The following is a 20,820-nucleotide window of genomic DNA, read 5'->3' as shown; positions in this document are numbered from 1 at the left end:
CGCGCTGTACGACAACGAGGACATGGCCGCCGGGTACAAAGCGGCACCGGAGGTCGAGCCCGCGGGCGAGGTCGACGTGACCGCGGTGATGCCGGAGCTGGGCGACGCCGAGGCCGTGGCCGACGTGGTCGCACCGCACCGCGCGATCGAGACCGCCGTCGGTGAGCCGCTGTTGCGCACCGACGGGCTGACGGTGAAGTTCGGTGGTCTGACGGCTCTGGACGGGGTGAGTTTCGAGATCCGCCGCGGCGAGATCCTCGGGCTCATCGGCCCCAACGGCGCGGGCAAGACCACCTGCTTCAACGCCATCACCGGTGTGTACAAGCCGGCGGCGGGCAGCGTGCACTTCGACGGCAAACCGCTGGCCAAGACCAAGCGCAACGAGATCACCCGGCTCGGGATCGCGCGCACCTTCCAGAACGTGCGGCTGTTCGGGGAGATGACGGCACTCGAGAACGTCGTCGTCGGCACGGACGCGCGCCACACCACCTCGGTGCCCGGCGCGGTGTTCCGCACCGCCAAGCACCGGCGCGAGGAACGCGACGCCATCGAGCGCGGCATGGCCCTGCTCGAATTCGTCGGTATCGCACCGCGCGCGGTGGAGAAGGCGCGCAACCTGTCCTACGGCGACCAGCGCAGGCTCGAGATCGCGCGAGCGCTGGCCACCGAGCCGAAACTGCTGTGCCTGGACGAGCCGGCCGCCGGATTCAACCCCAGCGAGAAGTCGGCGCTGATGGACCTGATCCGCAAGATCCGCGACGACGGGTACACCGTGCTGCTCATCGAGCACGATATGCGGCTGGTGATGGGCGTGACCGACCGCATCGTGGTGCTCGAGTTCGGCCGCAAGATCGCCGACGGGCTGCCGACCCAGGTGCGTGAGGATCCGGCGGTGATCGCGGCGTATCTCGGTGTGCCCGACGCGGATACGGTGGCCGAGGTGCGAGAGGGTGCCGATGCCGCCGCGGCGGAGGGCGCGACTCCGGCGGCGGGGGCGACCGTGGCGAGTACCACGGTGCTCGAGAAGGACGAACCCGCCGAGCCCGCCGCGCAGGCACCGCTGCTCGAAGTGCGCGACATGGTGGTGCACTACGGTCGGATCGAAGCGCTGCACGGTATTTCGCTGTCGGTGGCGCCCGGTGAGCTGGTCACGTTGCTCGGCGCCAACGGCGCGGGCAAGACCACGACCATGCGGGCGCTGTCGGGCCTGCTGCCGCTCACCTCGGGCCGGATCCTGTTCGAGGGCAAGGACATCACCACGATGAAGGCCCACGACCGGGTGGTCGAGGGGCTCATCCAGGCACCCGAGGGTCGGGGGGTCTTCCCCGGCATGACGGTGCTGGAGAACCTCGATATGGGTTGCTACGGCAGGCCTTTCGACGACAAGGCGGAGTATCAGAAGACGCTCGAGTGGGTGTTCGAGCTGTTCCCCCGGCTGGCCGAGCGCCGCAAGCAGGTGGGTGGCACGCTCTCCGGTGGTGAGCAGCAGATGCTGGCCATCGGACGCGCGCTGATGGCGCGGCCCAAGTTGCTGCTGCTCGACGAGCCGTCGATGGGTCTTGCGCCGATGGTGATCCAGCAGATCTTCCGGATCATCAGTGAGATCAACCGGCAGGGCACGACCGTGCTGCTGGTCGAGCAGAACGCCCAGCAGGCGCTGACGCGCAGCGACCGGGCCTACATCCTGGAAACCGGTGAGGTGACCAAGACCGGTGCGGGCGCCGATCTGCTGACCGATCCGGCGGTGATGTCGGCGTATCTGGGCGTGGATTGATCGGGTACTGAGGAGGCCGGGCACGCTGCCACAGCGTGCCCGGCCTTTTTTCCGAGCACGCCCGCGCACCAATAGCCGGAGTGTCGGTGGGTGTCCCTACACTCATGCGGGTGAGTTCACCGACGACTGCTCAGGCATCGACTACGACCACTGCCGCGGAGGGCGAGCGGCCGACGCTGCTGCTGCTCGATGGGCATTCGATTGCCTATCGTGCGTTTTTCGCGCTACCGGCGGAGAACTTCAAGACCGTCACCGGGCAGACGACGAACGCGGTGTACGGGTTCACATCGATGCTCATCAACCTGCTGCGCGACGAACAGCCGACGCATGTCGCGGCGGCGTTCGATGTGTCGCGCAAGACGTTCCGGACCGAGGCGTACCCGGAGTACAAAGCCAATCGCAGTGCCACGCCCGACGAGTTCCGCGGCCAGGTCGAACTCACCAAAGACGTGCTGGGGGCCATGGGCATCCCGGTGATGGCGATCGACGGGTACGAGGCCGACGATGTGATCGCCACGCTCACCACCCAGGCGCAGGCGCAGGGGTACCGGGTGCTGATCGTCACGGGCGACCGGGACGCGATCCAGCTGGTCAACGACGATGTCACGGTGCTCTACCCGAAGAAGGGCGTCTCGGATCTCACGCGGTTCACGCCCGCCGAGGTGGAGACGAAGTACGGGCTCACCCCGGCGCAGTACCCCGACTACGCGGCGCTGCGCGGCGACCCGAGCGACAACCTGCCCGGCATCCCGGGGGTGGGGGAGAAGACGGCGGCCAAGTGGATCCGCGAGTACGGCGACCTCGCCACGCTCGTCGAGCGGGTCGACCAGGTGAAGGGCAAGGTGGGCGACGCGCTGCGCGCGAACCTGTCGAGTGTGGTGCTCAACCGCCAGCTCACCGAAATGGTGCGTGAGGTACCGCTGGCCTACACCCCCGACCAGCTCGTCAAGGCGCCCTGGGACCGGGAGAAGATCCATCAGCTCTTCGACGACCTGGAATTCCGGGTGCTGCGCGACCGGCTGTTCGACACCCTCGGTTCGCCCGAGCCCGAAGCCGAGTCGGGTTTCGAGATCAGCGGCGGCGCACTCGACCAGGGCGCGGTCGCGGACTGGCTGGCAGGGCATGCGAAAGCGGGTGCGCGCCACGGGCTTTCGATCGTCGGCACGGGCACGCCGGTGCACGGTGAAGCCCGGGCGCTCGCTATCGCCGCGGCCGACGGCGAGGGCGGCTACATCGACCTGACCGTGCTCACGCCCGAGGACGAGACGGCGCTGGCGGCCTGGCTCGCCGACCCGGCGGTGTCCAAGGCGCTGCACGAGGCGAAGTCGGCAGGCCACGCCCTGCGCGGGCGCGGTTTCACCCTGGCCGGGCTCACCACCGACACCGCGCTGGCCGCCTACCTGGTCCGTCCGGGCCAGCGCAGCTTCAACCTCGACGACCTGTCGCTGCGCTACCTCAAGCGCGAACTGCGCGCCGAGACCAGCGAGCAGACCCAGCTGTCGCTGCTCGACGACGAGGACAGCGTCGCCGAGGGCATCGCCCGCGAGGAGATGCTGCGCGCCCGCGCCGTCGCCGACCTGGCCGAGGCCCTGGACGAGGAACTGGCCAAGATCGAATCCACCGCCCTGCTCGAGGAGATGGAGCTGCCGCTGCTCGGCGTGCTCGGTGAGCTGGAGCAGGCGGGCATCGCCGTCGACGTCACCCAGCTCGAGAATCTGCAGCAGCAGTTCGCCGACCGCGTCAGCGAGGCCGCCAACGCCGCCTACGACGTGATCGGCAAGCAGATCAACCTCGGTTCGCCCAAGCAGCTGCAGGTGGTGCTGTTCGACGAACTCGACATGCCGAAGACCAAGCGAACCAAGACCGGTTACACCACCGACGCCGACGCGCTGGAATCGCTGTTCGAGAAGACCGGCCACGCCTTCCTCGAGCACCTGCTCGCCCACCGCGACGCGACCCGGCTCAAGGTGACCGTCGACGGCCTGCTCAAGTCGGTCGCCGACGACGGCCGCGTGCACACCACGTTCAACCAGACCATCGCCGCCACCGGTCGCCTGTCCTCGACCGAACCGAACCTGCAGAACATCCCGATCCGCACCGACACCGGCCGCATGATCCGCGACACCTTCGTGGTCGGCCCCGGCTACTCGGAGCTGATGACCGCCGACTACAGCCAGATCGAGATGCGCATCATGGCGCACCTGTCGGGCGACGCGGGCCTGATCGAGGCGTTCAATTCGGGGGAGGACCTGCACACCTTCGTCGCGTCCAAGGCGTTCGACATCCCGCTGTCGGAGGTCACGCCGGAGATGCGCCGCCGCATCAAGGCGATGTCCTACGGCCTCGCCTACGGTCTGAGTTCCTACGGCCTCAGCGCCCAGCTCAAGATCAGCACCGCCGAGGCGAAGGACCAGATGGAGGTCTACTTCGACCGCTTCGGCGGCATCCGCGACTACCTGTCGGAGGTCGTCGAGGCGGCCCGCAAGGTCGGCTACACCCAGACCCTCTTCGGTCGTCGCCGCTACCTGCCCGATCTGGACTCGAGCAACCGCCAGCGCCGCGAGGCGGCCGAGCGGATGGCGCTCAACGCGCCGATCCAGGGCACGGCCGCCGACATCATCAAGGTCGCCATGATCAACGTCCACACCGCGATCCGTGAGGCGGGGCTGCGCTCGCGCATGCTGCTGCAGATCCACGACGAACTCGTGTTCGAGGTGGCCGAGGGTGAGCGTGAGACCCTGGAAGCCCTGGCGCGCGAACAGATGTCGAACGCGATCGAGCTGTCGGTCCCGCTCACCGTCTCGGTGGGCACCGGGCGCAGCTGGGACGCCGCCGCACACTGAGTTCACCGGCCGCGACCTGGCGCGTTTGTCCAAGACAGCGCGCCGGGAGCGGTTCTAAGGTGGTGGTGATCGACCGAAGGAGTTGAGCATCATGACCGGATTCGTCGCGACCGTGCGGACCGACGTCGACGCCTCTCCACAGCGGGTGTGGGAGGTGCTGACCGACCCGGCGCAGATCCGCAAGTTCATGTTCGGTGCCGAGGTGCGCACCGATTGGCAACCGGGTAGTCCGATCACCTGGACCGGTGAGTTTCAGGGCAGGGCATACGAGGACCGCGGTGAGATCCTCACCGCCGAGCCCGGCCGGTTGCTGCGGATGACGCATTACAGCCCCCTGAGCGGACAGCCCGACATTCCCGCGAACTACCACACACTCACCTACGAGCTCAGCGGCGACGACACGACGACACACCTGTCGCTGAGCCAGGACAACAACGCCACCGAGGCGGACGCCGAGCACTCCCGGCAGATGTGGACCGCCCACGTCGACGGGATCAAGGCGGCCGCCGAAGGGTGAGCGCCCGGCATGCGGCCGACGCCGATCATGCCGCGCCGGTTCGTGGACGCATCGGCCGTGGCCGCACGACGTGAGCTGGTCGTGCCGGTGCACCAGGGACTGCCCGCGCAGTTGTGAGCACCCGCGACTCGCGAGTCGTCCCCGGACTGCGACCCCGATGTGTGACAGCATCGGCTCATGCCCGTCGACGTCATCCCCACCCCGCTGCCCGACTGCCTCGACATCACGCGGGCCTTCGCGCGGTCGTGGCCGGTCCGTCTCGGCGACACCGACGACCAGGACCGGTTGCGGCTCGACGCGGTGGCACGCTACCTCCAGGACATCGGGTTCGACCACCTGGACGCGGTCGCCGACGGCGACATTCACCAGGCCTGGATCGTGCGGCGCACCGTCATCGACGTGTACGAGCCGATCGTGTTCGGCGACCGGGTGCAGTTGCGACGCTGGGCCGACGCGCTGTCGAACCGCTGGTGCGATATGCGGATCCAGCTGAAAGGCGAGCGCGGCGGGCACATCGAAGCGGCCGCGTTCCTGATCCATATCGACCCCGTGGCCGGGCGGCCCGCCCGGATGACCGACACCTTCATGGCGCCGATGCTGGCCAGCACCACCGAGCACCGGTTGCGCTGGAAAGCCGCCCTCACCGAACTCGACGACCCCGACGTGGAGACGGTGCCGTTCCCGCTGCGCGTCACCGATGTCGACCGCCTCGGCCACGTCAACAACGCCGTGTACTGGGAAGCGCTCGAGGAAACCCTCGCCGCCCACCCGGACACCCACGAATTGCCCTACCGCGCGATCATCGAACACGTGGGCCCGGTGATGGCCCGCGACAAGGTGGTCCTGCGCACGAGCGTGCGTCCGACCGGCCTGCGAATGCAGATGGACGTCGACGGCTCGGCTCGCGCATTGGCGTCGGTGACCGCGCTGCCCGCCCGCGACGAGAGCTGACGGCGATCCGAGCTCTGACCGCCGCACGGTGGATTCAGCGCTCGCGCGCGACCAACCGCGCGGATCCGCCGCTGAGATCGATTTCGTCGCGTGGCGGCGCACCGTCGGACGGGTTCTCCCGGTGCATCAGCGTGGTCTGCCGCTGTTCGAATTCGTGATGCTTGGACCCCTGGAACATGGCGGCCAGATGCTCGAATCCGGTCGCGGCGACAGCCGGTCCGCGGCGCTTGCGGGTCCAGGGCAGCACCCGGCTGCCGGTGAGTCGGTTGACAACCACTTCCAGGAGCGTGAGCAGGATGAGCCCGATCGCCAGCCCGGGGATCGTCATCGCGAAGACCATACCCATGCGCTCACGCTACTCCGCCTCCGGCGAGTGGTCCCTGAGCTGCAGTGATGGTACTCACGAGTAGACACGTCGAGCGGGAAACAAGGTTGCGATTTCGCGACGACGGACCTATTCTCGTAATCGTGCCGAATCCCGCCGACCGCTTCGCCGCGCCGCTTGTCGCTCACCGCGACCGCGCGGTCGCTGCTGCGCAGACCGCGCCGGCAGCCACACGGCAGATTCTTCTCGTAGTAACCCGCCGTAGCGGGGTCTGATTCGGACCGGCCCCCTCGCTGCGGGCTGATTTCTCTTTTGTACTGCTGGTCCCCTCTGCCAACGAAGACATCTTCGGGAAGACCTCACCTGCAATGACACTGCTCACACTGGACCATGCCATGCTCGACGCCGCGCCCAAGGCCCTGCGCGCCGAGCTCCGTGACCTCGACCCCGCCGACTTCGCCGCCCGCTACATCCGGATCACCGGACCGGTCACCCTCGGCGAATTCACTTGTTCCGGAACGGATTTCACCGCCACGCTGGAACTCGGCGACCACCTGCGCACCGTCATCGCCGCCGGTAACCCGGTCGCCGCGATGACCTCGGCGCTCTACGACGAGGGCTACCCCCTCGAGATCCTTCGCTTCCATCAGCGCCGCACCGAGGCAGGCATCGCCACCTTCGTGCAGTGCGAGTTCAACGGCAAGCGTGGATGGGCCGCTGCCATGGGCGCCGGCGGCGCCGAGTCGACCGTGCGCGCCATGATCGCGGGCGTCAACTTGCTCGCCAACTGACAGATCGACGCGCAGGGCCCGTTCACCTCACGAAAGGTGAACGGGCCCTTGACGTTTCAGCGGAGCAGGCGGCCTATTCGGCAGGCGAGTTCTGCTGCTCGGCGATCTGCTTGCGCACCTCGTCCATGTCCAGGCCCTTGACCTGGGTCACCAGATCCTCGAGCGCGGCGGGCGGCAGCGCACCGGGCTGGGCGAACACGAGTACGCCCTCGCGGAAGGCCATGATGGTCGGGATCGACCGAATGTTGGCGGCGGCGGCGAGCCCCTGCTCGGCCTCGGTGTCGACCTTGCCGTGGACGACGTCGGTGTGCTTCTCCGACGACGCCTCGAAGGTCGGTGCGAAACTCTTGCAGGGCCCGCACCAGGAAGCCCAGAAATCGACGAGTACCACGTCGTTTCCGGTGACGACTTCGTCGAAGTTCTGCTGGGTCAGCGTCTGGGTGGCCATGACGTCCTCTCCTTGTCGGTGTCCTCGGCTGTAACGCCTCGGCGTCCCTCTATCTTCCACCGACTACCACATGCTCTTGCCGCGCGTCTCCGTCCCAACGGCGAATGCCCACCACAACGGCCGGAAATTCGTGGTCGGCGGCCACCGCGTCCACCGCCGCGCCGAGCTGTTCCGGGGTCACGCGGCGGGCGAGTGTCACGTGGGGTGTCCACGCGCCGGGCCGCGTGTTCGCGGGCATACCGGGGCACGGGCTGACCAACTCGTCGACCCGGCGGTGCAGGTCCAGCAGTTCCTCGGTGACGATCACCGCTCGCACGAGAATGGGCCTGCGTGCCCCGAAGATCAGCAGTCCGCCCAGGTGGACAGGCAACGGCGCGAACTCCAGGCCCGTCAGTGCCCGGTCGATCCTCGGCCAGATCTCGCGGGCCACCGCGACGGTGATGTGTGGTCGGTGGGTTTCCCCGCGCGGGGCGGCGAGGCCGAGACGAGCCAGCTCGGCCCATTGCCTGCGGACCTCGGCCTCGCCCGCGTCGTCCAGGAGGAGCTCCACCGACTGCACCATGATCTGCAGAAACTAGTCGCTCCGGTATGTCCGCGTGCCGGTGGCGCGGCGGCAGGGGCGAGGATGGAGCGCGTGAACACGACGAAGGCGAGCGTGCGGCTCGGAGTGATCGACGGTGACGGCATCGGACCCGAGGTGGTGGCCGCCACCCGCGTGGTGGTCGACGAGGCGGTCGGCGCGGCCGGGCTCGACCCGGTGGACTGGGTGCCGCTGCGCATCGGCCACGACGCCATCGCCGAATCCGGTCATCCGCTGCCCGAGCAGACCCTCGCGGCACTCGACGAGCTCGACGCCTGGATCCTCGGCCCGCACGACAACGCCTCCTACCCGGCCGACATGCGGGTGGCGCCCGGCGGAGCCATCCGCAAGCGCCTCGGTCTGTACGCGAATATCCGTCCCGCCGTGGCCTTCCCGGGAGTACGCGCCACGGCGGCCGATATCAACCTGGTGATCGTGCGGGAGAACAGCGAGGGCTTCTATGCCGATCGCAATATGTTCGCCGGGTCGGGGGAGTTCAAGCCGACCGAGGACGTGGCCATGGCGGTGGCCGTGATCACCCGGCAGGCGTGCGAACGGATCGCCCATCAGGCGCTGCGGCTGGCGCGGGAACGGCGCAAGCGGGTCACGGTGGTGCACAAGGCGAACGTGCTCCCGATGACCACCGGCCTCTTCCGTGACGTGTGCTACGAGATTGCCGGGCAATACCCGGACGTGCGGGTCGACGACGCGCACGTCGACGCGATGGCCGCGCACCTCGTGCGCGCGCCCGGCGAGTTCGACGTGATCGTCACCGAGAACCTCTTCGGTGACATCCTCTCGGACCTGGCGGGCGAGCTGAGCGGGTCGCTCGGCATGGCGCCCTCGCTCAACTGCTCCGACACCAAGGCGATGGCGCAGGCGGTGCACGGTGCCGCACCCGGCCTGGCCGGGCACAATCGGGCGAATCCGGTGGCATTGCAACTGTCGTCGGCAATGTTGTTGCGCTGGTTGGGAGTTCGCGACGGAAATCGTGCGCTGAATGCGGCGGCGGACCGGATCTCCGGTGCGGTCGCGGCCACGCTCGCCGCCGGAATCGCCACCGCGGATCTCGGTGGTCTCGCCTCGACCAGCGAATTCACCGAACAGGTCGCCGCCCGCGTGCACCGGAGGTGAACCCACCCCTTTCACATTCGCTGATTAATCTTCGGTTACTGTCGCACCACGCTGTGTCCGGTTCGCATACATTGCCAAACAGGCGCTGACACGTGGCCGGCGTCGACGTGAAATGTGGAGGCTCCTTTGTCTGTTCGAACTGTGCTCGGCCGCGGTGCCGTGCGGTTGCTCTGTACCGCCGCCGTGGGCGCGATGGTGTTGACCGGCTGCGCGGAAAACACCGAGGGCGATACCACCGAGGTCACCAAGGTCTCGGCCGAGAAGGTCGACGCGATCGCCGCGACGCTGCCCGACAAGGTGAAGCAAGCAGGCAAGATCGTCGTCGGCGTGAACGTGCCGTACCAGCCGAACGAGTACAAGGACGCCAGCGGCAAGATCGTCGGCTTCGACGTGGACCTGCTCGACGCGGTCGCCGCCACCCTCGGGCTGACGGTCGATTATCAGGAGTCCGCCTTCGAGAAGATCATTCCCGCGATCCAGGCGGGCACCTACGACGTGGGTATGTCCTCGATCACCGATTCGCGCGAACGCGAACAGCAGGTCGATTTCACGACCTATTTCAACGCGGGCATCCAGTGGGCCCAGCAAACCGGCAAAACCATCGATCCGAACAATGCGTGCGGTAAACGCGTCGCCGTACAGGCCACTACGGTCGAGCACACCGAAGAGATTCCCGCCAAGAGCGCGAAGTGTGTCGCCGAAGGCAAGCCGCCGATCGATATGAAGCCGTTCGACGAGCAGAGCGCCGCGACCAACGCACTCGTCCTCGGTCAGGTCGACGCGATGTCGGCCGATTCGCCGGTGACGGCGTACGCGATCAAGCAGAGCGAAGGCAAGATCGAGTCCTCGGGCCCGCTGTTCGACTCGGCGCCCTACGGCTGGGCCGTGCAGAAGGGCTCGCCGCTGGCGGTGTCGCTGCAGAAGGCGCTGCAGCACCTGATCGACAACGGCAAGTACGGCGAGATCACCACGAACTGGGGTGTCCAGGACGGTCAGATCAAGACCTCGGTCGTCAACGGCGCAGTGAGCTGACGTGACCGACAAGAAAGACACGGTGGAGGTGCCCGGACCGGGCACCGAACCCGAACCGATCAAAGCGGTCCCCCTGCGCAGGCCGGGCCGCTGGATCGCGGCGGCAATCATCCTGATCCTGGTGGGATTGTTCGTCTACGGCGCTGCCACCAACCCCGCTTACAAGTGGGACACCTACGGCAGGTACCTGTTCGACGGCCGCATCACCCAGGGCGCGATCGTCACCCTGGAACTCACCGTGCTCGCGATGGCGATCGCGGTGGGTCTGGGCACCGTGCTCGCGGTGATGCGCCTGTCGCCGAACCCGGTGCTGCGCACCACCGCGTGGGTCTACCTGTGGATCTTCCGCGGCACCCCGGTGTTCGTGCAGCTGGTGTTCTGGGGTCTCGTCCCGTCGCTGTACAAGCAGATCGACCTCGGTGTGCCGTTCGGTCCGCAGTTCTTCCACATCGACGTGCAGAACCTGCAGGCCGCGTTCCTGTTCGCGGTGATCGGCCTCGGCCTCAACGAAGCCGCGTACATGGCCGAGATCGTGCGCGCGGGCATCAACTCCGTCGGCGAGGGTCAGCGTGAGGCGTCGGTGGCGCTCGGCATGTCGTGGACGCAGACCATGCGCCGCACGGTACTGCCCCAGGCGATGCGGGTGATCATCCCGCCCACCGGCAACGAGCTGATCGGCATGCTCAAGACCACCTCACTGGTGACCGCGATCCCCTTGAGCACCGACCTGTTCGGTCGTGCCCGCGACATCTACGGCGTGAACTTCCAGCCGATCCCGCTGTTGCTCGTCTGTGCCACCTGGTACCTGGCGATCACCAGCGTGCTGATGGTCGGGCAGTACTACTTGGAACGGTATTACTCGCGCGGTGCCACCCGGCAGCTGACGGCCAAGCAGCTCGAGGAACTGGCCACGGCACAGGCGGCGGTGAAGGCGAAATGAGTGAAGCAGTGACCGCACCTCCCATGGTGCTCGCCGATCGGGTGTGCAAGAACTTCGGTGCGCTGCAGGTGCTCAAGGGCATCTCGCTCGAGGTGCACCGGGGCAAGGTGCTCACCCTCGTCGGCCCGTCGGGCTCGGGTAAGTCGACCTTCCTGCGTTGCATCAACCACCTCGAGCAGGTGAACGCGGGCAGGCTCTACGTCGATGGCGAACTCGTGGGCTACCGGGAGAAGAACGGCAAGCTCTACGAGATGCATCCGCGCGACGCCGCGGTGCAGCGCCGCGACATCGGCATGGTGTTCCAGCACTTCAACCTGTTCCCGCATCGCACGGCACTCGAGAACGTCATCGAGGCGCCCACCCAGGTGCGTGGTATCCGCAAGTCCGAGGCCATCGCCCGGGCCGAGGAACTGCTCGAGCGGGTCGGTCTGTCAGCCAAGCGCAATGCCTACCCGGCGCAGCTCTCGGGCGGTCAGCAGCAGCGGGTGGCGATCGCGCGGGCGCTCGCCATGGACCCCAAACTGATGCTGTTCGACGAGCCGACCTCGGCACTCGACCCCGAACTGGTCGGTGAGGTGCTCACGGTCATGCGTGAGCTGGCCGATTCGGGCATGACGATGCTGGTGGTGACCCACGAGATGGGCTTCGCCCGCGAAGTCGCCGACGAGCTGGTGTTCATGGACGGCGGTGTGGTGGTGGAGTCGGGACCGCCGCGCGAGTTGCTGTCCAACCCACAGCACGAACGGACGAAGTCCTTCCTCTCCCGCCTGCTCTGACCCGCCTCTCCGCGTATTTCGGCCGGACTCAGGTGGTGAGTCCTGTGCGCCGGGCGGCCGGCGGTAACTCGCCGGGGACGTTTGCCCGTCCCCGGCGAGTTACCCATGTTCGTGCGAGATCAGGCGCTGGGTGAGGAGTCCGACGTCAGCTTTTCCAGGGACACCTGGGCCTGGGCGATGCGGCGGATGGCGGCGAGCGCGGTGTCGCCCAGGACGGTCAGGACGACGACCGCGTCGACGACGGCGTCGCGTTCGCCTGCCGAAAGCGCCGTGGCGACATCGGTTTCGGCGACGATGCGCGCGCCGTCGAAATAGGCAGGCAACGCGGTCTCGCCCCACTCGGGGTAACCGAGCTGGGCGGCGCGCACGAGGACGGCGGTGAGGGCCTCGATCACCGGCTGGGCCGGTTTCATCGACCATCCCCGCCGATCCATTTCCCTGCGCACGGTCTCGTAGGCACGCTCCCACTCGGCGTCGGAGGCGGCGGGAGCGGGGGAGATGAGGCTGCCCTGCACCACCCCGAGCAGGCTGAACATCGGCAGGTCGGGGGTGTCGACGGCCCTCAGGACGTCCCCCACCGTGGCCACCGGTAGCCCACCGACCTCGATCAGCGCGCGCACCAGACGCAACCTGCGCAGATGCTCGTCGCTATAACTGGCCTGATTGGGGCCGGTGCGTTCGCCGGGCGGCAGCAGCCCTTCGCGCAGGTAGTACTTGATCGTCGCCACCGCGATGCCGCTGCGTTCGCTCAACTCCGATATCCGCACCGTCGCCTCCTTCGTTCGCCCCCTCTTGCTTAGCGCCCCGCTCATGGATAGTCTAACTATCTATAACGGATAGTGTAGCTATCTAGAAACGTGGGAGATTCGCATGTCCGTCTCAATCGCAGAGTCCTTGCCTCGCCGCCACGCCCCACTGCATCGGCCGCTGCTGTACTTCGCCGCCGTCAACGCGGTCCTGGCGGTGGTGACCGTCGTCGGGATGCTGGTCGACGACCGGGTGATCGCCGGCTCGACCGCCTGGTTCAAGCCGACCAAATTCGCACTGTCGTTCGTGCTCTACAGCATGGCGCTGGCCTGGCTGATCTCGTTGCGGCCCAAGCCCTCCCGATTCCTGTGGTGGATGGCCACGGTGATCGTGATCGCCGGAACCATCGAGCAGGTGATCATCGTCGGGCAGGTGGTGCGCGGCACCCGAAGTCACTTCAACACGACGACCGTGTTCGACACGGTGCTCTGGGTGACGATGGCCGTCACCATCGTCGTGCTGTTCCTCGCGACGATGGCCGTCGCGGTCGGTCTGTCGCGCGCCCGTATCGGCGATGCCGCCGTCACCTGGTCGATCCGGCTCGGGCTCGCGATCACCCTCGTCGGCCTGGGGCTCGGGCAGTTGATGCCCATGCAGGAATCGGGGGTGGAGGGCATCGCGGGCGCGCACACCGTCGGTGCGCCCGACGGCACACCGGGTATGCCGATCACCGGTTGGAGCACCACCAACGGTGACCTGCGCATTCCCCACTTCGTCGGCATGCACGCGTTGCAGATTCTGCCGCTGCTCGCCGCCGGGCTCGTGGTTCTCGCGCCACGGATTCCGCTGCTGCGGAACGCACGCGTGCGGCTCGGCCTGATCCTCACCGCCTCGGGTGGTTACGCCGCGGTGCTGGCCCTGGTGACCTGGCAGGCGCTGCGTGGGCAGCCGCTCGTCCACCCGGATCGGGCGACCCTTGTCGTCGCGGCGGCGATCGCCGTGGGAGTTGTTGTCGGAGTATTGGTTTCGTTCGCCAGCGCGATCGGGAACCGGAAGGTGGTCACCGCATGAGCACGCTGTTCGACCTGTCGTTCTATGTCACGGTGCCGTTCTGGGCGCTGATGATCTTCGCGCCGACGTGGCGGCGCACCCGACCGATCATCGCCTCGCCGTGGATCGTCGCGCCGTCCCTGGTGATCTGGGCGATCGTGGCGATCCCGGTCCTGGGGACCCTGTGGTCGCTGGTGACCTCGCCGTCGCTGGCCGCCATCACCGACGCCGCCGCCGACCCCGCGGTCCTGACCGCGCTGTGGGCCCAGATCCTCGCCTGGGACCTGTTCCTCGGCCGCTGGATCTACCTCGACAGCCGCGACCGCGCCATCCACCCGCTGCTCATGGGACCCCTGCTGGTCGGCACCATTCTGTTGTCGCCCATCGCGTTCCCGATCTATCTCGTGCTGCGGACAGTGGTCAGCCGGGCGCCGAACCCGCCCGCGCCGCAAGCGGATCCGGCCATCGTGTGAACGTCGTCGGCCGGTCGAGGAGGTCAGCCGAGCCTGGTCAGTACGACGCGGTCGGCCAGCCGCTCCGGTTCGCCCGGCGGGGTGAAGTAGAGCTCCATGACCGTCCGATCCGGCGACTCCAGCCTGATCACCGTGCGCATCGGGACGGACTTGCCGACATTGGCCGGTCCGGTGATACCGGGGTCGGTGAACTCGCCGGTCATCGACAGCTCCGGTGCGTTCGCGCTGCCCTTGGCGCCACGGTAGGCCATGGTCAGCGGGGTGACGCTGTCGAAGGTCGACCATTCGTAGCGATCGTCGACAGGGGAGTAGCCGAGCAGGCCGAGTCGGTAGTAGGGGCGGTCGCCGAAGGTCCCGGTGACCTCCTCGCGCAGGAAGTTGCCGCCGGTCTCGGCGACCCAGCTCCACCGCGATACCGCGTCGCGCGTGACGATCGGGTTCTCCGGCGTGCCGCCCGCGACGAACGTGGACTTCTCGGCCGTCCACTCGCCGACCAGTTGGTTCAGCCGAGCGTGCCCCGCGTCCTGGGGCGCCTGCTGGGAGGTCGTCGGCGAAACCGGGGCGGCTGCGGTGTTGTCACCGCAGGCCGATCCGAGCAGACCGGCGGTGACCAGGACCAGCGGAGCGAGAGTGCGGAACAGTCTGGTGCGCATCGTCTTTCAGTTCTCGTCGATGGTGGTGTCGCGCGAGACCTTCTCCCAGGCCAGCACGTCGTCACGGACGGCGTCGAGGTGGCCGAGCACCGCGTCGACCGAGTCGGACCCCAACGGCAGCCGCAGCGGGGTGTGCTCGGCGGCGAGGGCGGTGCGGATGGCGGCGGCGGCCTTGGCCGGGTCGCCCGGCTGGGTGCCGTCGCCGCCCTCAACCATGCGGCGGGTGGCGCCCGCGGTGTCGGCGTACACCTCGGACTCGGCGCTGAAGGCGGCCGCGCCCGGTCCGAACAGGCCCGTGCGGAAGGCGCCGGGCTCCACGATCAGCACCTTGATCCCGAACGGCGCCACTTCCTCGGCCAGTGCTTCCGACAGGCCCTCGAGGGCGAATTTCGTCGCGCTGTAGGCGGAGAACCCGGCGAAGGACAGTTGCCCGCCGATACTGCTCATCTGCACGATCGCACCGCCGCGCTGCGCGCGCATGTGTGGCAGCACCGCCCTTGTCAATGCCGCGGGACCGAACAGGTGCAGGTCGAACAGGTCGCGCAGTTCGGCATCGGTGGTCTCTTCCACCGCGCCCACATGGGTGCGGCCCGCGTTGTTGACCAGCACATCGATGCGGCCGTGGCGGGCCACGACATCGGCGATCACCGCGTCGATACGGTCGATATCGGTGACATCGAGGGCGACGGTCTCGAGCTGGTCGGGATGCGCGGCGACCAGGTCGTCGAGGGCGGCGGTGCGCCGGGCGACGGCGACGACGATGTCGCCCGCCTCGATCGCCGCCTGCGCGATGGCCCGGCCGAAACCACTGCTCGCCCCGGTGACCAACCAGATCTGCGGAACACTCATCAGAACTCCTCTACCCGTTGATGTTTCGCCTCCGATCCTGCTCGTGTCCGCGGATGCCGTCCAAGACCCGTTGTGATAACCAATGGTTATGGATGTGCACGGGCGCGATCTGCGTTACTTCGTCGCGGTCGCCGAGCAGCTCACCTTCACCGGCGCCGCCGAACGGCTGTATGTGTCTCAGCCGGCGCTGAGCAAACAGATCCGCAAGCTCGAAAAGCAGATCGGCACGGCATTGTTCGTGCGTGGATCGCGGGCGGTCACCTTGACGGCGGCGGGTGCGGCGCTGCTGCCGCACGCCCGTCAGGTGCTCGCGGCGTGGGAGCTCGGCGAAGCCGCGGTGGCGGCCGTGAAGGCCACGCAGGCGGCGGTCCTGACGATCGGGATCAGTACGAGCCCGGGTCGTGGCATCCTGCCCGCCATCCGCTCCCGGTTCGGCACCGCGTTTCCGCACGCGAAACCGGTACTGCGCCAGTTCAGTTGGGAAGATCCGTCCGCGGGGTTGGCCGACGGGTCCAGTGATGTCGCCTTCGTCTGGTTGCCGCTCGACCGCGCCCGCTATGACTGGCACGTGGTCGCGACGGAACCGCGGCTGGTCGCCTTACCGAGCACACACCGGCTCGCCGCCCGCGAGCAGATCGCCTTCGCGGATCTCCTCGCGGAACCCTTTCTGGCGCTTCCGCATTCGGCCGGAATCCTGCGCGACTACTGGCTCGCCCTCGACGCCCGTGACGGCCGCGAACCCGTCATCGGCGCCGAGGTCTCGAGCACCGAGGAAACCTACGAGGCCCTGGTCAACGGCGACGGTGTCGTGCTGCTGGCCACCGGAAACGCACCGATGGTGACCCGCGACGGCGTGGTGTGCCGACCGGTCACCGGGATCAGCCCGTGCGAACTGGCCCTGGCCTGGCGCCGCGACGACACCCGCCCCCTGGTCCGCGGCTATGTGGCGGCGTGCGGGCTGGCCCGGCGTGGGCGCCGGACCGAGCACGGTGTCACAACGGCATGAGCAGGTGTTTGCGTGGCCCTCGGATCTCGCGTTTGTCGGCGAGCAGGCGCAGGGCCTTGCGGATCTCCAGGCGGGTCCGCGACGGTTCGATCACCGCGTCGATGTAGCCGCGTTCGGCGGCGATCCACGGGGTGGCCACGGTGGTGTTGTAGAAGTCGATCATCTGCTGACGGACCTGGCCGCGCTGTTCGTCGGGGACCGCGGCCAGCTGCCGCCGCTGCGTCAACCCGACCGCCGCCTCCGCGCCCATCACCGCGATGCGGGCGGTCGGCCAGGCCAGATTCACATCGCCGCCGAGCTGCTTGCAGCCCATCACCGCGTAACCACCGCCGTAGGCCTTACGTACGACGACGGTGACGATCGGCACGGTCGCCTCGACCACCGCGTAGAAGAAGCGGCCGCCGCGCTTGATGACGCCGATCTTCTCCTCCTCGACCCCCGGCAGCACACCGGGTGTGTCGACGACGAACACCAGCGGCAACCCGAACGCGTCGCAGAGGCGGATGAAGTGGGCCGCCTTGTCCGAGCAGCGGGCATCGATCGCGCCGCTGGACACGAGCGGCTGGTTGGCGATCACGCCGACGCTTCGCCCGTCGACGCGCGCGAAACCGGTGATGAGATTGCGGGCGGCGTTGCCACCGATCTCGTGGAAGTCGCCGTCGTCGAAGATACGTAACAGCACGTCGTACATGTCGTAACCGGCGCGATCGGAATCCGGGATCAGCGAGTCGAGTTCGCGATCGGACTCGGTGACCTCGGGTTCGAGGCCGGGATTCACCACCGGCGCCTCGTCGAAACAGCTCGACGGCATGTAGCTCAAATACGCTCGCGCCCAGTCGAAGGCGGCCCGCTCGTCGGCGGCGACGTGGTGGATGTTGCCGTTCTGCGCCTGGTTGAACGCGCCGCCGAGTTCCTCGAGGGTGACCACTTCACCGGTCGTCTCCCGGATGATCTCGGGCCCCGTGACGAACATGTACGCCGACTCGGTGGCGATCAGCACATCGGTATTGATCGGCGAATACACCGCTCCCGCAGCACATTTGCCGAGCATGATCGACACCTGCGGCACCAGGCCCGACAGGCGCAGCTGGCGGCGGCTCATGGTCGCGTACCAGGCCAGCGAGGTCACCGCGTCCTGCACGCGGGCGCCGCCGGAGTCGTTGATCGCGATGAACGGGCACTGCACGTCGGCCGCGCGGTCCATGGCCATGGCCACCTTGCGCCCGAACATCTCACCGACGGACCCGCCGTACACGGTCTGGTCGTGGGCGATCACCACCACGGGGCGCCCGTCGACGGTTCCGTGCCCGGTGACCACGCCGTCGCCGTAGAGGCCGTCGCCCGGCTGCCGCACGAGGGCGCCGATTTCGACGAAGCTGCCCTTGTCCAACAGCATGTCTATCCGTTCACGCGGACTCGGTATCCCCTTGGCCGCCCGCTTGGCGACGCCGGCTTCCCCCGCAGGTTCCCGCGCCGCCACCAGATTCTGCCGCAGCTCCCGCAACTTCCCCGCGGTTGTCGACTGCCCCATATCGCGCCCTTCCTGTCGTGGTCGAGCTCTCCTTCATCAGTGTGCTGCGAGCCTAACGCCGCCGTGACGACGGCGGCGCGGGCGGCATCAGGTGCCGGTGCGCAGCGCGATGCGCAGCTGACCGAGCAGCACCTTGGCCGCCGGGGTGAGCGGACGATCGGCTCGCCAGGCCAGCGCCAGCCTGCCGCGGATCGCCGGCTCGACGATCGGGAGCACCCGAACCCCGAATCCCGCCGCTTCCTCGGCCCCGAGCGCGGGCACCACCGCCGTGCCGAGGCCGCGTGCGGCGAGCTCGAGCAGCAGCGGGGGAGCGGCTGCCTCGAACGCGATCTCCGGAACGAAACCCGCTGCTGCGCAGGAACGTTCGAAGATTCCGCGCAGGCCGGTGCCCCGGGGCAGGCAGATGAGGCGACGTTGGGTGAGCGCCCGCAAAGTGATAGTGTCGGCGGGTTCGTCGGACCCGGCGGCGACCGCGGCGACGAGCGGCGTCTCGAGCACCACGTCGGTGGCGATGCCGGGTCCGAGCTCGGCGCCGGTGAGGCCGACCAGGGCGAGGTCGAGGTCGTCGCGGTCGAGTGCGGCGAGCATGCGTTCGGAGGTGTCCTCGGTCAGGCTGATCGCGACGCCGGGGTGGTCGTCGTGGAAGCCGGCCAGCACGCCCGCGATGTCGAACTCGTCGGCCGCAGCGCCGGAGACGGCACCCAACCGCACCCGGCCGCGCAGCAATCCGCTGAACTCCTGGACGGTCTGGTCGATGCGATCGACGGCGGCGAGAGCGGCGCGGGCGTGGTCGAGAACCGCCCGGCCGACCTCGGTCGGGGTGACGGTCCGGGCGCCGCGGTCCAGGAGCCGCTGGCCGAGTTCGCGTTCGAGCTGTTTGAGCTGTGCGCTCAGACCCGGCTGACTCAGGTGCAGGCGCTGGGCCGCCCGGGTGAAGCCGCCCTCGTCGACGACGGTCACGAAGTACCGCAGCTGCCGCAGTTCCATAAGCACTGATTATAGGAGCGAGAAAAACTATCTGTTGGGCTTATTCCACCAGGGTGAGCACAGTGGAGTCATGACTGAAACCGCCACTTTCACCGGCCCCGTCTTCACCCCGGACGACGCCGGGTACCAGCAGGAGATCGCCGGATTCCAGACCGCCTACACCCACCGGCCCGCACTCGTCGCCGGTGCCGTCCACGCCGAGGATGTGCGCGCCGCCGTGGAATACGCGGCGCGGCACCGGGTTCCCCTCGCTGTGCAGGCCACCGGGCACGGCCTGTCGGTCGCCGTCGACGGCGGGGTGCTCGTCACCACCGGCCGGATGAACGCGATCACCGTCGACCCGGACAAACGAACCGCCAGGGTCGGCGCCGGTGTCCGGGCAGGCGCACTGGTCGAGGCCGCCGCCGCGCACGGGTTGGCCCCGCTGAACGGTTCGTCACCGTCGGTGGGTGTGGTCGGCTATGTTCTCGGCGGCGGTCTCGGCCTGCTCGGCCGCGAATTCGGTTACGCCGCAGATCATGTGCGCTCGATCGAACTCGTCACGGCGGACGGTCGCGTCCGCACCATCGGCCCCGCCGACGAACTGTTCGCGGCAGTCCTCGGTACCGGCGGCAACTTCGGCGTGGTGACCGCCATCGAACTCGACCTCGTGCCCGTCACCGAAATCTATGGCGGCCAGCTGATGTTCGATACCCCGCTCGTCGACACGGTGCTCGACACCTGGCGGCAGTGGAGTGCGACCGTGCCCGAGGAGATCACCTCTACTGTCGCCGTACTGACCTTTCCCGATATCCCGCCGGTCCCGCAGCCGTTGCGCGGCAGGCATGTCGCCTCCATCCGGGTGGCGACCACGTTGCCCGCCGAGGCGGCCGAGCGCCTGATCGCACCGTTGCGCGCGATCGGTGACCGCCTGCGCGACGACCTGCGCACCATGCCCTACACCGAATCCCACACGGTGCACAGCGATCCCGACTTCCCGCACGCCTACGCCGCGACCAACGCACTGCTCGCCGACCTCACCCCCGAGGCGCTGGCCGCGCTGCGGGCGCAGACCGCGCCCGGCGGACCGGTCGACGCCGTGGTCGACATCCGTCATCTCGGTGGGGCGCTGCGCCGGGGCACCGCGTCGGTCGGTCATCGCGACGCCGAGTACATCGTGCGCGTCATCACCGAAGCGGGTGTCGGCGACGCCGCTCCCGAAGCGCTGGAGACGGTGCGAAAAGCGCTGGCGCCGTGGACGCTCGGCCACAGCCTCAACTTCCTCTACGGCGCGGGCGCCGCGGCAGGCCCCGAGCAGACGGCGGTGGGCTATCCCCGTGCCGATTTCGACAGGCTGCGGGCCTTGAAGACGAAGTACGACCCGCACGGCATGTTCTGCGCCAATCGCACCATCCCCGGCGCGTAACCGCCGTT

The 20,820-nt window shown here is 68.3% G+C and carries 21 protein-coding genes and 1 pseudogene; 14 read left to right on the top strand and 8 right to left on the bottom strand.

Features of this window, described 5'->3' with window-relative positions; genetic code table 11:
• Positions 1–22: 22 nt before the first annotated feature.
• From AB0I19_RS24340 to AB0I19_RS24320, 5 genes and pseudogenes are all read left to right on the top strand, one after another.
• Positions 23–931: pseudogene (locus AB0I19_RS24340) on the top strand (ABC transporter ATP-binding protein); the annotation flags it as partial.
• Between the two features lie 147 nt (positions 932–1,078).
• Positions 1,079–1,774: an ABC transporter ATP-binding protein gene (locus AB0I19_RS24335; RefSeq protein ID WP_245655548.1), complete on the top strand. Its 696-nt coding sequence runs from the start codon at positions 1,079–1,081 to the stop codon at positions 1,772–1,774.
• Between the two features lie 110 nt (positions 1,775–1,884).
• A complete protein-coding gene (gene polA / locus AB0I19_RS24330) occupies positions 1,885–4,617 on the top strand; it encodes a DNA polymerase I (protein ID WP_357151432.1) in 2,733 nt (910 codons plus the stop codon).
• Between the two features lie 91 nt (positions 4,618–4,708).
• Positions 4,709–5,134, top strand: a complete 426-nt coding sequence (locus tag AB0I19_RS24325) for an SRPBCC domain-containing protein (RefSeq protein WP_357151430.1) — start codon at positions 4,709–4,711, stop codon at positions 5,132–5,134.
• Between the two features lie 177 nt (positions 5,135–5,311).
• Positions 5,312–6,085 (top strand): acyl-ACP thioesterase domain-containing protein, encoded by a 774-nt coding sequence (locus AB0I19_RS24320; RefSeq protein WP_357151428.1) that lies wholly within the window; start codon positions 5,312–5,314, stop codon positions 6,083–6,085.
• A gap of 34 nt (positions 6,086–6,119) precedes the next feature.
• On the opposite strand, the gene AB0I19_RS24315 is transcribed toward AB0I19_RS24320, so the two are convergent.
• Positions 6,120–6,431, bottom strand: a complete 312-nt coding sequence (locus AB0I19_RS24315; protein WP_357151426.1) for a DUF6191 domain-containing protein — start codon at positions 6,429–6,431, stop codon at positions 6,120–6,122.
• 347 nt (positions 6,432–6,778) lie between these two features.
• Between AB0I19_RS24315 and AB0I19_RS24310 the strand changes: the two genes are divergently transcribed.
• Complete coding sequence (locus tag AB0I19_RS24310) at positions 6,779–7,201, top strand: 2-keto-3-deoxygluconate kinase (RefSeq protein WP_357151424.1); 423 nt, start codon at positions 6,779–6,781, stop codon at positions 7,199–7,201.
• Between the two features lie 73 nt (positions 7,202–7,274).
• Here the strand turns inward: AB0I19_RS24310 and trxA are convergent, their stop codons facing one another.
• Entirely contained in the window at positions 7,275–7,649 is a 375-nt protein-coding gene (gene trxA / locus AB0I19_RS24305; RefSeq protein WP_067644661.1) for a thioredoxin, read from the bottom strand.
• A 49-nt stretch (positions 7,650–7,698) separates the two neighbouring features.
• Positions 7,699–8,199, bottom strand: a complete 501-nt coding sequence (locus AB0I19_RS24300; RefSeq protein WP_357151422.1) for a 2'-5' RNA ligase family protein — start codon at positions 8,197–8,199, stop codon at positions 7,699–7,701.
• Between the two features lie 84 nt (positions 8,200–8,283).
• On the opposite strand from AB0I19_RS24300, the gene AB0I19_RS24295 reads away from it, so the two are divergent.
• The 4 genes from AB0I19_RS24295 to AB0I19_RS24280 all read left to right on the top strand — a co-directional run bounded on the left by AB0I19_RS24295 (position 8,284) and on the right by AB0I19_RS24280 (position 12,111).
• Positions 8,284–9,363: an isocitrate/isopropylmalate dehydrogenase family protein gene (locus AB0I19_RS24295; RefSeq protein WP_357151420.1), complete on the top strand. Its 1,080-nt coding sequence runs from the start codon at positions 8,284–8,286 to the stop codon at positions 9,361–9,363.
• A gap of 192 nt (positions 9,364–9,555) precedes the next feature.
• Complete coding sequence (locus AB0I19_RS24290; protein ID WP_243750133.1) at positions 9,556–10,395, top strand: ABC transporter substrate-binding protein; 840 nt, start codon at positions 9,556–9,558, stop codon at positions 10,393–10,395.
• A gap of 1 nt (position 10,396) precedes the next feature.
• On the top strand, positions 10,397–11,335 hold the full coding sequence (locus AB0I19_RS24285; protein WP_357151418.1) for an amino acid ABC transporter permease: 939 nt from the start codon (positions 10,397–10,399) through the stop codon (positions 11,333–11,335).
• A 23-nt stretch (positions 11,336–11,358) separates the two neighbouring features.
• Positions 11,359–12,111: an amino acid ABC transporter ATP-binding protein gene (locus tag AB0I19_RS24280; protein ID WP_133734253.1), complete on the top strand. Its 753-nt coding sequence runs from the start codon at positions 11,359–11,361 to the stop codon at positions 12,109–12,111.
• 119 nt (positions 12,112–12,230) lie between these two features.
• On the opposite strand, the gene AB0I19_RS24275 is transcribed toward AB0I19_RS24280, so the two are convergent.
• Positions 12,231–12,878 carry a MerR family transcriptional regulator gene (locus AB0I19_RS24275; protein WP_357151416.1) on the bottom strand — a complete coding sequence of 216 codons (648 nt, stop codon included), beginning with the start codon at positions 12,876–12,878 and terminating at the stop codon, positions 12,231–12,233.
• A gap of 103 nt (positions 12,879–12,981) precedes the next feature.
• Here AB0I19_RS24275 and AB0I19_RS24270 point away from each other — a divergent pair, with 103 nt between their 5' ends.
• Both AB0I19_RS24270 and AB0I19_RS24265 read left to right on the top strand, forming a co-directional pair.
• Positions 12,982–13,929 carry a hypothetical protein gene (locus AB0I19_RS24270; RefSeq protein ID WP_357151414.1) on the top strand — a complete coding sequence of 316 codons (948 nt, stop codon included), beginning with the start codon at positions 12,982–12,984 and terminating at the stop codon, positions 13,927–13,929.
• Positions 13,926–14,381, top strand: a complete 456-nt coding sequence (locus AB0I19_RS24265) for an ABA4-like family protein (protein ID WP_067644643.1) — start codon at positions 13,926–13,928, stop codon at positions 14,379–14,381. Before AB0I19_RS24270 ends, AB0I19_RS24265 begins: the two co-directional genes overlap by 4 nt.
• Before the next feature lie 23 nt (positions 14,382–14,404).
• Here AB0I19_RS24265 and AB0I19_RS24260 read toward each other — a convergent pair whose 3' ends face one another.
• Positions 14,405–15,034, bottom strand: coding sequence for a DUF1579 family protein (locus AB0I19_RS24260; RefSeq protein WP_357151412.1), 630 nt, complete (start codon positions 15,032–15,034; stop codon positions 14,405–14,407).
• A 6-nt stretch (positions 15,035–15,040) separates the two neighbouring features.
• Entirely contained in the window at positions 15,041–15,883 is an 843-nt protein-coding gene (locus AB0I19_RS24255; protein WP_357151410.1) for an oxidoreductase, read from the bottom strand.
• 88 nt (positions 15,884–15,971) lie between these two features.
• Between AB0I19_RS24255 and AB0I19_RS24250 the strand changes: the two genes are divergently transcribed.
• Positions 15,972–16,889: a LysR substrate-binding domain-containing protein gene (locus tag AB0I19_RS24250; protein ID WP_357151408.1), complete on the top strand. Its 918-nt coding sequence runs from the start codon at positions 15,972–15,974 to the stop codon at positions 16,887–16,889.
• Here AB0I19_RS24250 and AB0I19_RS24245 read toward each other — a convergent pair.
• Entirely contained in the window at positions 16,876–18,420 is a 1,545-nt protein-coding gene (locus AB0I19_RS24245; protein WP_357151406.1) for an acyl-CoA carboxylase subunit beta, read from the bottom strand. The two genes, AB0I19_RS24250 and AB0I19_RS24245, sit on opposite strands and share 14 nt — an antisense overlap.
• 87 nt (positions 18,421–18,507) lie before the next feature.
• Positions 18,508–19,407, bottom strand: a complete 900-nt coding sequence (locus AB0I19_RS24240; protein ID WP_357151404.1) for a LysR family transcriptional regulator — start codon at positions 19,405–19,407, stop codon at positions 18,508–18,510.
• 70 nt (positions 19,408–19,477) lie between these two features.
• Between AB0I19_RS24240 and AB0I19_RS24235 the strand changes: the two genes are divergently transcribed.
• On the top strand, positions 19,478–20,812 hold the full coding sequence (locus AB0I19_RS24235) for an FAD-binding oxidoreductase (protein WP_357151402.1): 1,335 nt from the start codon (positions 19,478–19,480) through the stop codon (positions 20,810–20,812).
• The last annotated feature ends 8 nt before the right edge of the window (positions 20,813–20,820 follow it).

The sequence above is a fragment of the Nocardia sp. NPDC050413 genome (assembly GCF_040655475.1).
Lineage (GTDB): Bacteria > Actinomycetota > Actinomycetes > Mycobacteriales > Mycobacteriaceae > Nocardia > Nocardia coubleae.
Note: the sequence above shows the minus strand (reverse complement) of the source record. Positions and strands in the feature narration are given on the sequence as shown.

What these genes read in the sequence shown, in the direction of transcription:
- AB0I19_RS24335 (WP_245655548.1), top strand. Translation starts at nt 1,079, where the DNA reads ATGGTGGTGCACTACGGTCGGATCGAAGCGCTGCACGGTATTTCGCTG.
- AB0I19_RS24325 (WP_357151430.1), top strand. Translation starts at nt 4,709, where the DNA reads ATGACCGGATTCGTCGCGACCGTGCGGACCGACGTCGACGCCTCTCCA.
- AB0I19_RS24320 (WP_357151428.1), top strand. Translation starts at nt 5,312, where the DNA reads ATGCCCGTCGACGTCATCCCCACCCCGCTGCCCGACTGCCTCGACATC.
- AB0I19_RS24315 (WP_357151426.1), bottom strand. Translation starts at nt 6,431, where the DNA reads ATGGGTATGGTCTTCGCGATGACGATCCCCGGGCTGGCGATCGGGCTC.
- AB0I19_RS24310 (WP_357151424.1), top strand. Translation starts at nt 6,779, where the DNA reads ATGACACTGCTCACACTGGACCATGCCATGCTCGACGCCGCGCCCAAG.
- trxA (WP_067644661.1), bottom strand. Translation starts at nt 7,649, where the DNA reads ATGGCCACCCAGACGCTGACCCAGCAGAACTTCGACGAAGTCGTCACC.
- AB0I19_RS24290 (WP_243750133.1), top strand. Translation starts at nt 9,556, where the DNA reads ATGGTGTTGACCGGCTGCGCGGAAAACACCGAGGGCGATACCACCGAG.
- AB0I19_RS24280 (WP_133734253.1), top strand. Translation starts at nt 11,359, where the DNA reads ATGGTGCTCGCCGATCGGGTGTGCAAGAACTTCGGTGCGCTGCAGGTG.
- AB0I19_RS24270 (WP_357151414.1), top strand. Translation starts at nt 12,982, where the DNA reads ATGTCCGTCTCAATCGCAGAGTCCTTGCCTCGCCGCCACGCCCCACTG.
- AB0I19_RS24265 (WP_067644643.1), top strand. Translation starts at nt 13,926, where the DNA reads ATGAGCACGCTGTTCGACCTGTCGTTCTATGTCACGGTGCCGTTCTGG.
- AB0I19_RS24260 (WP_357151412.1), bottom strand. Translation starts at nt 15,034, where the DNA reads ATGCGCACCAGACTGTTCCGCACTCTCGCTCCGCTGGTCCTGGTCACC.
- AB0I19_RS24255 (WP_357151410.1), bottom strand. Translation starts at nt 15,883, where the DNA reads ATGAGTGTTCCGCAGATCTGGTTGGTCACCGGGGCGAGCAGTGGTTTC.
- AB0I19_RS24250 (WP_357151408.1), top strand. Translation starts at nt 15,972, where the DNA reads ATGGATGTGCACGGGCGCGATCTGCGTTACTTCGTCGCGGTCGCCGAG.
- AB0I19_RS24245 (WP_357151406.1), bottom strand. Translation starts at nt 18,420, where the DNA reads ATGGGGCAGTCGACAACCGCGGGGAAGTTGCGGGAGCTGCGGCAGAAT.
- AB0I19_RS24240 (WP_357151404.1), bottom strand. Translation starts at nt 19,407, where the DNA reads ATGGAACTGCGGCAGCTGCGGTACTTCGTGACCGTCGTCGACGAGGGC.
- AB0I19_RS24235 (WP_357151402.1), top strand. Translation starts at nt 19,478, where the DNA reads ATGACTGAAACCGCCACTTTCACCGGCCCCGTCTTCACCCCGGACGAC.